The sequence below is a fragment of the Salibacterium salarium genome (assembly GCF_030813635.1).
In the GTDB taxonomy this organism is placed as follows: Bacteria; Bacillota; Bacilli; order Bacillales; family Marinococcaceae; genus Salibacterium; species Salibacterium salarium.
On sequence record NZ_JAUSUM010000002.1, the window covers coordinates 1,001,957 to 1,014,456 of the forward strand.

10 protein-coding genes, 1 other RNA gene and 1 pseudogene are annotated in these 12,500 nt (G+C 38.3%); 3 read left to right on the top strand and 9 right to left on the bottom strand.

Annotated elements, in window-relative coordinates:
• Positions 1 to 12 precede the first annotated feature (12 nt).
• The 5 genes from J2S78_RS11070 to J2S78_RS11090 are packed head-to-tail and all read right to left on the bottom strand — an operon-like array spanning position 13 to position 4,090.
• Positions 13 to 672, bottom strand: a complete 660-nt coding sequence (locus tag J2S78_RS11070; RefSeq protein ID WP_306898555.1) for a tetratricopeptide repeat protein — start codon at positions 670 to 672, stop codon at positions 13 to 15.
• Between the two features lie 56 nt (positions 673 to 728).
• Positions 729 to 1,850, bottom strand: coding sequence for a tRNA 2-thiouridine(34) synthase MnmA (gene mnmA, locus J2S78_RS11075; RefSeq protein ID WP_306898558.1), 1,122 nt, complete (start codon positions 1,848 to 1,850; stop codon positions 729 to 731).
• Positions 1,851 to 1,877: 27 nt separating this feature from the next.
• Positions 1,878 to 3,008: a cysteine desulfurase family protein gene (locus J2S78_RS11080; protein ID WP_306898560.1), complete on the bottom strand. Its 1,131-nt coding sequence runs from the start codon at positions 3,006 to 3,008 to the stop codon at positions 1,878 to 1,880.
• Between the two features lie 28 nt (positions 3,009 to 3,036).
• Positions 3,037 to 3,456 (bottom strand): cysteine metabolism transcriptional regulator CymR, encoded by a 420-nt coding sequence (gene cymR, locus J2S78_RS11085; protein WP_306898562.1) that lies wholly within the window; start codon positions 3,454 to 3,456, stop codon positions 3,037 to 3,039.
• A complete protein-coding gene (locus J2S78_RS11090; RefSeq protein WP_503167822.1) occupies positions 3,389 to 4,090 on the bottom strand; it encodes a YczE/YyaS/YitT family protein in 702 nt (233 codons plus the stop codon). The genes cymR and J2S78_RS11090 overlap by 68 nt, the downstream gene beginning before the upstream one ends.
• 214 nt (positions 4,091 to 4,304) lie before the next feature.
• On the opposite strand from J2S78_RS11090, the gene J2S78_RS11095 reads away from it, so the two are divergent.
• Entirely contained in the window at positions 4,305 to 5,573 is a 1,269-nt protein-coding gene (locus tag J2S78_RS11095; RefSeq protein ID WP_306898565.1) for a replication-associated recombination protein A, read from the top strand.
• A 48-nt stretch (positions 5,574 to 5,621) separates the two neighbouring features.
• On the opposite strand, the gene J2S78_RS11100 is transcribed toward J2S78_RS11095, so the two are convergent.
• Positions 5,622 to 7,730: an ATP-binding protein gene (locus J2S78_RS11100; protein WP_306898567.1), complete on the bottom strand. Its 2,109-nt coding sequence runs from the start codon at positions 7,728 to 7,730 to the stop codon at positions 5,622 to 5,624.
• A gap of 179 nt (positions 7,731 to 7,909) precedes the next feature.
• On the opposite strand from J2S78_RS11100, the pseudogene J2S78_RS11105 reads away from it, so the two are divergent.
• Positions 7,910 to 8,365 (top strand): annotated as a pseudogene (locus J2S78_RS11105) (RsfA family transcriptional regulator); the annotation flags it as partial.
• 337 nt (positions 8,366 to 8,702) lie between these two features.
• Here J2S78_RS11105 and ssrS read toward each other — a convergent pair.
• A non-coding RNA gene (ssrS, locus tag J2S78_RS11110) (6S RNA) lies at positions 8,703 to 8,883 on the bottom strand.
• 205 nt (positions 8,884 to 9,088) lie between these two features.
• Here ssrS and J2S78_RS11115 point away from each other — a divergent pair.
• Positions 9,089 to 9,397 carry a hypothetical protein gene (locus J2S78_RS11115; protein WP_306898570.1) on the top strand — a complete coding sequence of 103 codons (309 nt, stop codon included), beginning with the start codon at positions 9,089 to 9,091 and terminating at the stop codon, positions 9,395 to 9,397.
• A gap of 6 nt (positions 9,398 to 9,403) precedes the next feature.
• Here J2S78_RS11115 and aspS read toward each other — a convergent pair whose 3' ends face one another.
• Entirely contained in the window at positions 9,404 to 11,179 is a 1,776-nt protein-coding gene (gene aspS / locus J2S78_RS11120) for an aspartate--tRNA ligase (RefSeq protein WP_306898572.1), read from the bottom strand.
• Complete coding sequence (gene hisS, locus J2S78_RS11125; RefSeq protein ID WP_306898575.1) at positions 11,179 to 12,459, bottom strand: histidine--tRNA ligase; 1,281 nt, start codon at positions 12,457 to 12,459, stop codon at positions 11,179 to 11,181. The genes aspS and hisS overlap by 1 nt, the downstream gene beginning before the upstream one ends.
• Between the last annotated feature and the right edge of the window lie 41 nt (positions 12,460 to 12,500).

Below are 12,500 nucleotides of genomic sequence, written 5' to 3' on the forward strand. Positions count from 1 at the left end.
ACAACCTCCGGATTACTCTTTAAGCATTTTTTGCGCCTGTTCTTTTCCGTTTAAAGCTAGCATATGATCCGGTTGAGCTACAATCGCCTGTTCAAAATAATAGATAGCATCTTTCAAACCATCCGTCATCATACTGGCTACTCCTAAATTATAATAAGCATCTGCGTGATTGTCATCCTCTTCCACAACCTTCTTCAATTGAGACATTGCTTCGTCTATTTGTTCAGTTTGTGCTAAACATAATCCATAATAAAACCTTGCTTCTGTATCTGTTTCATCCCATTCTACAGCACGTTGAAAGCAAGCTAGAGCGTGACCGACTTTTTCGATTTGAAAATGCGACATCCCCATCATATAATGTAAACTTCCGTCATCAAGTCCAGCATGGTGAGCTTTTTGATACATTTGAAGAGCTTCTTCATATTTTTCAACATTAAAAAGAACATTTCCCGCACCGTAGTAAGCTGCTGCAGCTTTATTATCGATTTCTATAGCTTTTTGATAAAACGAAAGAGCTCTTTCACTTTCCCCAACTTCAGCCAATATATTCCCAAAATTAATATAAGCAATCGAATCTTGAGGATTTTTTTCTATTGCAGTATTTAAAAATTCAAGCGCTTCTTCATAATTACCATTAGATATCGCTTCTATGGCTTTTTCATTTTCATCCATCGTTATGTACTCCTTTATTTGTTTCATTGATTAGATAAGAAAGAGAGAAAACGCGGTTAAGATCCCACGCTTTCCCCCGTTTTAACAGCTTCTTCGATTGTTGCTCCGCCAAGGCAAACATCATCTTCATAAAACACAACAGCTTGACCGGGAGTTATTGCTCGTTGTGGTTCATCAAAGGCAATATAAGCCTCCCCATTCGATTTTGGATGCACAGTAACTCCTTGATCCATTTGACGGTAACGAAACTTCGCGGTACAAGAAAATGGTTCTTGTCTTACAACATCATCTATCCAATTAAAATCAGAGGCATATAAACCTTCCGAATATAATCCTTGATGATGAAAACCTTGTCCTACAATTAATTTATTTTCGTTAAGATTTTTGTCTAAAACAAACCATGGCTCTCCAGAACCACCGATACCAAGACCTTGACGTTGGCCTAGCGTATAATACATAAGGCCTTCATGTTGACCTTTTACCACCCCGTCTTCTGTTACCATTTGTCCAGGTTGCGCAGGCAGGTATGACTGTAAAAATTCTTTGAAGTTACGTTCACCGATAAAACAAATTCCAGTACTATCTTTTTTATTAGCTGTACTTAAACCTTTCTCATGAGCAATATCTCTTACTTCCTGCTTCATTAGACCCCCAAGCGGGAACATAACTTTTTGAAGCTGCTCTTGATTCAGTTGGTTTAAAAAGTAAGTTTGGTCTTTATTATCATCTTTTCCTCTTAACATTGAGACCGTTCCATCTTTTTCCATTCGAACTTGAGCATAATGGCCGGTTGCCAAGTAATCCGCTCCGAGCGTTAGAGCATGATGGAGAAATGCTTTGAATTTTATCTCCTTATTACATACAATATCAGGATTAGGCGTCCGTCCTGATTTATATTCGTCCAGAAAATACGTAAAAACGTGATCCCAATATTTTTGTTCAAAATTAACCGCATAGTACGGGATATCTAGCTGATTGCACACTTTAATCACATCATCATAGTCTTCTGTGGCCGTGCAAACGCCATTTTCATCCGTATCATCCCAATTCTTCATAAAAATACCGATCACTTCATACCCTTCATCTTTTAATAAAGCCGCTGTAACGGATGAATCTACACCACCTGACATTCCGACGATAACTCGTGTGTCTTCCGGCTTCTTGGTTGTATTCAGCATCTTCTACACCTCCACTCTTATATGCTTTTATCTATTCATTATCCTTTTTATTTCTTTTGCAATATATTCTACATCTTCAAACGTATTGTCAAGACCAAAACTGAATCGTATCGATGATGACGCTCTTTGATCATCATGAAACATAGCCTGCAGGACATGGGACGGTTCAACTGAACCAGCGGTACATGCCGATCCACTTGAAGCAGAAATACCTGCCATATCTAATTGTACGAGAGACGATTCTACATCGATACCAGGTAAAAATATATTTAATATATGGGGAAGTTTATTTTGGTTGGAACCATTCACTTCAAATGGTACCTCATTTTTGGTTAAAGAAGTAATAAAATGCTCACTTAATTGGCCATACAGTTTATAATGATTCTGCATGTCTTTTTGTGCTAACACTGCTGCGACTGCAAAACCCGCAACTGCTGGGAGGTTTTCTGTTCCGGCTCTTCGTTTTCTTTCCTGTTCCCCTCCCGTTACACTTGGAGTCAGCTTTGTTCCTTTTTCAGTATATAATAAAGCTGCCCCTTTTGGGCCGTTTATCTTATGTGAAGATACCGTCATCATAGTGACTGGAATAGATTTCACATCAATATCAATAAGCCCATAGGACTGAACGGCATCCGTATGAAACGCTATGCCATAGTTGTGGGCAATAGCAGCGATAGCAGTAACTGGTTGAATCGTTCCAACTTCATTATTTCCATGCATTATCGTTATAAGAGTCGTCTCATCTGTTATCGAAGCTTCTACTTCTTCGGGGTTCACTCTGCCATCCTTGTCAACAGGGAGATACGTAACAGAAAATCCATCTCTTTCAAGCTTCTCACACGTATGGAGTACAGCGTGATGTTCAACTTTTGTGGTTATAATATGATTTCCTTTTTGTTTATTCGCATGGACATATCCAACAATAGCGAGATTATCCGCTTCTGTACCGCTACTTGTAAGAATGATTTCATCTGGAACTGCACCAATAGACGAAGCAAGCTTTTCCCGGGCTTCATCTAATTGTTTACGAGCCTGTCTGCCATGTTGGTGAATACTTGATGGATTACCAAAGTTATTTTGAAGTATATCCATCACCGCTTCAGCAGCTTCTGGATGAACAGGCGTTGTCGCGGCATGATCTACATAGATTTTTTGCATACTGGCATCATCCTAGTTATTCTTATTCTTAAATATAGAACATGTAATACTCGTGATCTTCATCACCTTTATACGAAGCAAGTGCCTCTAGTGACGTATTATCTAGAACCTGTTTAACGGCATCTCTAATTTTGATCCACAAATCTCTTTTGGCCGGTTCTTCATCATCAAGTACCTCGACAGGACTAATTGGTCCTTCGAGTACACGGATAATATCCCCTGCTGTTATATCAGCCGCATCTTTTGTCAGCATATAACCGCCATATGCGCCTCGAACACTTTTCACCAACATCGCATTACGAAGTGGTGCAATTAATTGTTCTAAATAATGTTCGGATAATTGATGGTCTTTCGCTATTGATTTTAACGAAATGGGACCTTCACCGGATTTCTTTGCTAGAGCCATCATAATGGTTAGACCGTAACGTCCTTTGGTTGATATTTTCATGTCTTCCACCTCTTTCAATCAATCGATAAACAATTTTTTGGCATTGTGGTAATGCAAAACCGACTACTTGCCCAATTCCTGCACAGAAAAGAATCGTTCCGATGAAAACAGGACCTCCAAGCAGCCAACCAATGAGTAATACACCTATTTCCATAATTCCTCTGACTCTCGACACTTTCCATCCTGTTTTTTCCTGCAAAGCTAACATTAAACTATCACGTGGTCCCGCTCCACATTCAGGGGCAATGTAGGTACCAATTCCGTATCCAATAACTAAAATGCCACTTACTAGCATAATCAGTTTCATGATAAAGGAATCAGGTGTTGATAATAGTAGTAAAAATATATCAATGAATATGCCAACGAGAAACATATTAACAATGCCACCGGCTTGAGGAAATTCCCGTCGCATCAAGGCAGTAGAACCTATAATAACAATTCCAATAATTATACTCCATGACCCGACTGTTAATCCAAATTGATGTTGCAAACCAATATGCAAAACATCCCACGGGGCACTTCCTAGTTCCGCCTTAATCATAAGGGCAATTCCAAATGACATAATAACAAGGCCAATCATAAAAATAAGCCACCTTTGCAAAAGGTGCTCATTTCTTGCAAATCTTCTCTCCATCCTAACCCAGCTCTCTATTTATCTAAACCATTATCATATGCCTTATCTTTTATTGTGAAGAATCCTTTGCCATTATAGCATGAAAAGGGTAGTATTTGCATGAATGCTAATCAACCATTCTAACATAACAAAACAGCACACTTTATTTCTATTAATAGAACATCATCTTTGTTAAAATGGAACTGATGTTCTTACGATAAAGGAGCCTACTATTATGAATAAACATCAACCATTGGCTTATCGGATGCGTCCACGTACCATTGATGAAATAATTGGACAAGAACACTTGTTAAGCAACGGTAAATTGCTGCAACGCATGATTTATACTAGAAAACTGACATCTATGATTTTGTACGGACCGCCCGGCACAGGAAAGACTTCCATTGCGTCTGCTATTGCAGGTAGTACAGATACTCCTTTTAAAATGATGAATGCGGTTGAACACAATAAAAAAGATATGGAAATCGCAGTTGAAGAAGCTAAGATTTCTAATCAACTGATTGTAATTATGGACGAAGTGCACCGGCTTGATAAAACAAAACAAGATTTTTTGCTTCCCCATCTGGAAAAAGGACTTATTATACTTATTGGAGCAACTACAGCTAATCCATATCATTCCATTAATCCAGCGATTCGAAGCCGGTGTCAAATATTTGAACTGGAGAGCTTATCGACAGACAATATAGTCAAGATGTTATACCAAACACTTCAAGATAAAGAAAGAGGTTTAGGAAACTATTCTGTTGATCTTAAAGAAGATGCAGCCTATCATTTTGCAACCGCAAGCGGTGGTGATTTGCGGACAGCATTGGGTGCTCTGGAACTAGCCGTGCTTTCCACTCCAGAAGCCGATGAGCAGACCATTATTATCGATTTGCCTGTTTCAGAGGAATGTATACAGAAAAAAAGCTTTCAGCATGATAAAGATGGAGATGCCCATTACGACGTGTTATCTGCGTTTCAAAAATCGATACGGGGAAGTGACGTAAACGCAGCCTTGCATTATTTAGCACGATTGGTAGAAGCAGGCGACCTTGTTAGCATCGGCCGTCGTCTTGTCGTTACCGCCTATGAGGATATCGGCCTTGCAAGTCCTCAAGCTGGACCAAGAGCCCTTGCAGCGGTTGAAGCCGCCGAGAGGCTTGGTTTTCCGGAAGCAAGAATTCCATTGGCAGATGTTGTGGTTGAATTATGTCTGTCTCCTAAATCAAACAGCGCTTATACAGCATTTGATAAAGCAAGAGAAGCGATGCTTCAAAGAGGAACACCTTCTATTCCAATACATTTAAAAGATGCTCATTATAAAGGTGCAAACGCTTTGGGACGTGGAAATACGTATCAATATCCTCATAATGACCCACGTGGCTGGGTACCACAGCAATACTTACCCGACTCCATAAAACACGATCAATATTACACTCCAAAAGAAACTAGTAAATTTGAACGCTCCCTTGCGGATATTTATAATAACATGAAAAGGTAAAGCTGACTCTTCATCGTCCAGCTTTACCTTTTAACATTTGCTAACAAATCACCGTAAGGGTAGCCAAATTTTAAATACTGTTCCTTTCCTCTGCTCACTGTCAACTTGAATAGACCCGCCTGATTCTTCGACAATTTGAAAGCATGTCATTAACCCTAGTCCTGTTCCATCTTTTTTAGTTGTATAAAAAGGCGACCCTAATTTCTCTAATGTTTCCTGTGTCATTCCTTCTCCGTTATCTTCGATTCTTACTATAATTCCTTGAACCTCATTTTCTGTTACTGATTCCGATGAGACATGAATATGCCCGTTTTCGGGTATAGCTTCTATCGCATTTTTTATTAAATTCATCACTACTTGTTTTAATTTTTTCTCTTCGGCATAAATGTGTGGCAAAGATGGATCTAATTTATAATTTGTAGTGATTTCTTTTGTTTTTGCTTGACTGTGAAATAGATAGAGCGTATCAACAAGAATATCATTCACCTGAACATTTGTTTTTTCTTTTTCCCTATCCGGCTTAGCTATCGTCAAAAGGTCCTCAACAATACTGTTCACCCGATCAATTTCACTTAAAATAATATGATAGTGGTAATTATCTACTTTCTTGTCATCTGTTTCTTTGTAGAGCTGCATGAATCCCCGTATCGTGGTGAGCGGATTTCGTATCTCATGAGCGAATCCAGAAGCTAACTTTCCAATAACCTTTAACTTCTCACTACGCAACAGCTCTTTCTCCATTTCCTTTTTTTCTGTTACTTCTTTAAAAACTAATAAAATATCTTCAATCTGTTCTTCATCCTCAATGGTAGGCAGAGGCGTCATACTTAAGAAAAAGGCGTGATTTTCCCCTTGAATATCACAATCAAATTCATATATTCGGGATGTATGTTCATTCTCACGATTAAAATAAACGTTATTCATAAAGGCTTTAAAGTCGGAATGATGATCTATTAATGAAAACAAAGAACGCCCTATCACGTCTTCTTTATCCAATTGAAATAATTTTTCACACGTTCGATTAAATGTCGTTATATGAGCATTATTTCGATTGATCGATATAACACCATTATCCGTTGTTTCTATAATTAACGTTGATTTACGATGGGCTTTTTCCCTTTCTTCCAGTCTTTTCGTCATATCATTGAATGTTCTCGTCAATTTATTAATTTCCTCATAAGCATTGGACTGAAGAGGAAGTACCTTTTTACCAACCGCAAAATCATTCGTCGCAGATACGAGCCTTTCTACTGGTTCTACAATGTACCGCGATAATTTGAATACGGCCGTTATAGTGATTAAAAGTACGATACTAAACAACAATAAATATTTAAACAACAAGTCTCTAAGAGGCGCATACATTTCATCCGCCGGTACCGACAATCCAACATACCAATTGTTATCGAAACCTTCCATATGTCCAATTGGTGCAATAGCGTTTACCGTTTCTTCCTTCTCATTATGTATCAATCCGGGATCAGCACCCAATCCCTGCATGGAAGTCAATGTCGAATTCGTTTCATTTAAAAAATTTCGTTCGAGAACATTATCACTGTCCGGATGAGCAATATAATCGCCAGATTCATTTAATAAAAAAGTCTCACCAGCAACATTTATATTTTCTTGTTCCTCTGAATATTGATCAATTCTTTTCCAAAGAAAAGACCATAAATATTCTAAATCAAAGGATGGAGAGATGACTCCTATCACTTCTCCTTCTTCATTTTTCACACCAGATGCCATAGCAAGGATTGGATTGTCTACAACAGACGACATAAATATATCCGATAAAAACAAGCTGCCATCATTTGCTTCTTGAAACCATTCTCTTTCTTCAACATTATTTCCAACCACTGTTCCATCAGTATCAACTGTAATTAATCCGTCCCGATTCACAAAAATCAAGCCATAATAAAGGTCATGGTTATCAATAAATTTCAAGAACTCCTCCTGAATTTCTTCGTCTTCTGCATCTTCATTCATCAAGACTGGGTTTTGTGACAGTTGTTCCAAATCAGTCAACCGTTCACTAATAATATCCTCTACGGCAAAAGCTAGATTGTCAGAAAACATGAACAGCGTTTGTTCAATTCGGTTTGTCAGATCTTTTTTTGTGTTTGATAAGAAATGATTCCAGCTGCAATAAGCGGAATACATGTAATCGTCAAAAACGCAAATAATAACTTGGATCGAAGAGTTTTCATGGTCTCACCTACATTCCTACACTTAAGCACAAGCTTTATCTTTATCTGTTTGTCTAATGTATAAAACAATTTTCCCCTGTCTAAACTAGTAACTGTCAATCTATTTCTAAGTTTATAAAGGAGAGAAGAATCATGAACATTAGACAAGATGCCTGGTCAGACAAAGATGATCGATTTTTAGCAAATACAATTTTAAAACATATCCAAGAAGGCAGTACACAACTAAAAGCATTTGATGAAGTTGGAGATGCATTGGACAGAACATCAGCAGCCTGCGGATTTCGCTGGAATGCTATCGTTCGTCTTGATTACGAACAAGAAGTGAAACAGGCAAAACGAATTAGGAAGCAGCGGATGAAAGAAACCGCTAATCACGTAGCATCTAAACTTAGCCATTCAAAACACCGCTCTTCCTCAAATATACATTCTATTATTGCTGGACTGCACCAAATGCAAGCTGATCTCGAAAATAATATACATTCTACTTCTCCAAATATCGAAAACGATGTGTTACATTTACAAACTAAAAACAGTGAAATGAGAGAAGAGATTGCTAGAATAAAACAAGAATATCATACCATAAAACAAGACTATGACATGATAGTTACAATGATGAATCGTGCCAGAGAACTTGCTATGACCGAGGAAACCATCCCTTCTTCTAATTTTTTTCGAATGGACAGAAATGGGAATTTAGAAAAAATCGCATTCAATGCCTAAAAATACTATCTAAATTATCTCATAAGTTCAAATGAGATAGAAGTACTTTCGCAAGAGCTTCCCTATAATTCAAAAAAATCGCCTCTCCGTTTTCTATAATGATAACGGCTTAAGGCGATTTTTGTATATTTCAAGTAAAAAGGGCTACCCTCAACAATGTTTGAAACATCTGCTGGGGAAGCCCTTGTGCATTTAATTTAGTAGGAAGAGTCCCGATGTGCCGTCAAACTGACTTAGTTTTGAAGCCTGCTCTCAGCAGGTGGGTGCCCTGTTCAATCGTTCAAACGTCCACATAAAGAGGCATGTCATCCTGATTGAAACGACAGGCTCCCAATGTAAAAATGTTGGCTCAAAACAATAGTGTCCCACGAACACCTCAGGACTCTTCAAATGAATTGACTACATCATAGCACGCAAACCACAGGGGGTCAAGAAGTTACGAGCCCTTTCTCTTCATTTCATAAAAATGCGATAAATTAACTAATTTTTCTTATGAGATGTCTCCACTCAAGTTTTAAAAATTACGAATCAGGGAACAGTAATGTTTCGGTGTTTTATAAACCCTTGAGCAGAAAGGAAAGAGACATTACTATGAAGAACAATCATAAAATGAGTGACATACCGCTTGCTCAACAAGAAATCATTCATGTTGAGCAAACGATTGATGGATTAGAAAAGAAACAAATAGAATATAATGATTCGCTTTCATTATATAAAGATTTTTTAAAAACTAGCTATCATCAGTATTCGATAAGAGACGTATTTGACATCTCGTATCGCTGGACTCCAGGGCAAATCGGTTTTTTATATCTACATACAACAGGAGGTGTAAGAACATTTTATATTAAAACAGACCCTTCTCCGTTCATCCAACAGTTTCAGCAAACCGATCATATTTGATGTAATCTATTTTTCCTCTTCTTCTTCTATTTTAAGATTGAGTTCTTCTAACTGACTATCGCTAACTTCACTAGGCGCTCTTGTTAGAGGATCCGTTGCACTTGCTGTTTTCGGGAAGGCAATCGTATCGCGCAGATTATTGCGACCGGCAAGAATCATAATTAGACGATCCAATCCAAGTGCAATTCCGCCATGCGGTGGTGTTCCATAATCAAAAGCATCAAGTAAGAATCCGAATTGCTCTCTTGCTTCTTCCTCACTAAAACCTAGTGCTTTAAACATTTTTTCCTGTACATCACGTTCATAAATACGTTGAGATCCTCCCCCTAGTTCATAACCATTTAGAACTAAATCATAAGCTTCGGCACGAACATTTTCAGGGTTATTTTCAAGAGAATCCATATCTTCACACATAGGACTTGTGAATGGATGATGCATCGCTGTATATTTATCAGCATCTTCGTCGTACTCCATCAATGGAAACTCTGTTACCCATAAAAAGTTAAAAGCATTTTGATCAATGAGATCTAGGTCTTTCCCAAACTTTAAGCGCAAAGCACCCATAGCATCAAATACAACGTCCTTCTTATCAGCACCAAAGAACAGTAAGTCCCCAGCTTCTGCATCAAGTGCTTCTCTCAATTGTGCCGTTTCCTCATCATTAAAGAATTTTGCAATCGGCCCTTTCAATTTATCTTCTTCCACTTTTAACCAAGCTAAGCCTTTTGCTCCATAAATAGCAACAAATTCAGCTAGATCATCAATTTCTTTTCTAGACATTTCATCTGCAACGCCTTTTACGTTCAATCCTTTCACAATTCCACCATTTTTAACAGCATCAGCAAACACCTTAAAGCCGCTGTTCTCCACAATATGAGAAAGTTCTACTAGTTCCATGCCAAAACGAGTGTCTGGTTTGTCTGACCCAAAACGGTTCATTGCCTCATCATAGGTCATCCGTTGAAATGGAGTTTTTACGTCCAAACCGTGAATGTCTTTCATCACTTTTTTCATCATTTCTTCTATGAGAGGAAGAAAATCTTCTGTATCCATAAAGGACGCTTCGATATCCACCTGTGTAAATTCAGGCTGGCGGTCTGCTCTCAAATCTTCATCCCGGAAGCAACGTACGATTTGATAATATTTTTCAAATCCTGACACCATCAGCAACTGTTTAAACAATTGAGGAGATTGCGGTAGTGCATAAAACTCTCCATGGTGAACACGACTTGGCACTAAATAATCCCGTGCGCCTTCTGGTGTACTTTTTGTTAACATTGGGGTTTCCATATCTAAAAAGTCTTGTTCATCCAAATAGTCTCTGATTACTTTCGTTGTTCGGTGCCGCATCTTGAACGTTTCTCTCATTTCTGGACGTCTTAAATCAAGATAGCGATATTTCAAACGTACATCTTCGTTCAAGTCTGTCTCCCCATCCACTTGAAAAGGAAGCGGCTTCGATTCGTTAAGTATCTTTACTTCTTCCACCTGAACTTCCACTGTGCCGGTTGGAATTTTTTCGTTATATGTTTCTTCATCCCTTTTAACGACAGTTCCTTTGATATCAAGCACATATTCATTTCTCACTTTGTCCATCGTTTCCAACGCTTCTTCAGAAATCTCCGGATTAGCAACAATTTGTACAATACCGCTACGATCTCTCAAATCAATAAAAATAACTTGACCTAAATCACGTCTTGTTTGCGCCCATCCTTTTAATTCGACTTGGGTTCCAATAATGGATTCTGATACTTCTCCACAATAATGAGTTCTTCCTATCATTATTTTTCACTCTCCAATTTCTTTTTTAAATAGGTTGTCAGCTGATTAAGTTCTACTTCCTGTTGTTCTCCACTATTCATATGTTTAACATTGATTTTACCGGCGTTCCATTCTTCTTCACCAAGAACAGCTGTAAATGATGCCTTCAAACGGTCTGCCGTTTTAAATTGGGCTTTCATTTTTTTATCCATATAGTCTTTATCAGCTTGAATTCCTGCTCGTCTCATTTCCGCTAATATAGCAGTACCTGCTTTAGCAGGTTCTTCTCCTATAGTAACTAAATAGCAGTCAATTCCTTGATCAACTGGAAGTTCTACCCCTTGCACTTCTAATGCCATCAGGAGACGCTCTACACTTAAAGCAAACCCAATACCAGGTGACTTGGGACCACCTAACTCTTCGACGAGACCGTTGTAGCGTCCGCCCCCCGTTAAAGTAGTGATTGCTCCAAACCCATCTCCTTCAATCATAATTTCAAAAGCAGTGTTATTGTAATAATCAATACCGCGGACTAAGCCGGGGTCAATAGTATAAGGAATCTCCATTTTATCCAGTAGCTCTTGTACTGTATTAAAATATTGTAGAGATTCTTCATTTAAATAATCGATAATAGAAGGGGCCGACTCCATAAGTGGGTGATCTTGATCTTCTTTGCAGTCGAGAATACGCAAAGGATTTTTTTCAAGTCTGTTTTGACAATCCTCACAAAATTCATCGATTCTCGGCTTAAAATGTTGAATCAAAGCGTCACGGTGAGCTTGTCTGCTTTCTTTATCTCCGAGACTATTTAACACTAGTTTGAGTCCTTTTAATCCGGTTTCTTTATAAAAATCCATCGCTAGAGCTATTACTTCCGCATCAATAGCTGGATCATCACTGCCGATAGCTTCTACACCAAATTGTACAAACTGGCGCATTCTTCCGGATTGAGGGCGTTCATAACGGAACATCGGACCTGTATAATACAATTTATCCGGCTGGTTCGGACTGCCATATCTTTTATTTTCTACGTATGAACGTACAACAGAAGCCGTTCCCTCAGGTCTTAATGATAGACTTCTTCCGCCTCTATCAGAAAAAGTGTACATCTCTTTTTGAACAATATCAGTGGTATCTCCAACCCCCCGTTGAAATAATTCCGTTTGTTCAAAAATAGGGGTGCGGATTTCAGAATAATTAAATCGACGGCAAATATCGTGCCATATTGATTCTACATACTGCCATTTTTCAGATGTTCCAGGTAATATATCTTGGGTTCCCCGTGGAATACGAATGTCCATCTTATTTACTCCTTTCTATATTTTAAAAGCATAACAAGGTC

Excerpts from the sequence above, each read along its gene's own strand:
- cymR (WP_306898562.1), bottom strand. The coding sequence starts at position 3,456 with ATGAAAATATCAACCAAAGGACGTTACGGTCTAACCATTATGATGGCT.
- J2S78_RS11080 (WP_306898560.1), bottom strand. The coding sequence starts at position 3,008 with ATGCAAAAAATCTATGTAGATCATGCCGCGACAACGCCTGTTCATCCA.
- J2S78_RS11095 (WP_306898565.1), top strand. The coding sequence starts at position 4,305 with ATGAATAAACATCAACCATTGGCTTATCGGATGCGTCCACGTACCATT.
- J2S78_RS11115 (WP_306898570.1), top strand. The coding sequence starts at position 9,089 with ATGAAGAACAATCATAAAATGAGTGACATACCGCTTGCTCAACAAGAA.
- aspS (WP_306898572.1), bottom strand. The coding sequence starts at position 11,179 with ATGATAGGAAGAACTCATTATTGTGGAGAAGTATCAGAATCCATTATT.
- J2S78_RS11100 (WP_306898567.1), bottom strand. The coding sequence starts at position 7,730 with ATGTATTCCGCTTATTGCAGCTGGAATCATTTCTTATCAAACACAAAA.
- mnmA (WP_306898558.1), bottom strand. The coding sequence starts at position 1,850 with ATGCTGAATACAACCAAGAAGCCGGAAGACACACGAGTTATCGTCGGA.
- J2S78_RS11070 (WP_306898555.1), bottom strand. The coding sequence starts at position 672 with ATGGATGAAAATGAAAAAGCCATAGAAGCGATATCTAATGGTAATTAT.
- J2S78_RS11090 (WP_503167822.1), bottom strand. The coding sequence starts at position 4,090 with ATGGAGAGAAGATTTGCAAGAAATGAGCACCTTTTGCAAAGGTGGCTT.
- hisS (WP_306898575.1), bottom strand. The coding sequence starts at position 12,459 with ATGGACATTCGTATTCCACGGGGAACCCAAGATATATTACCTGGAACA.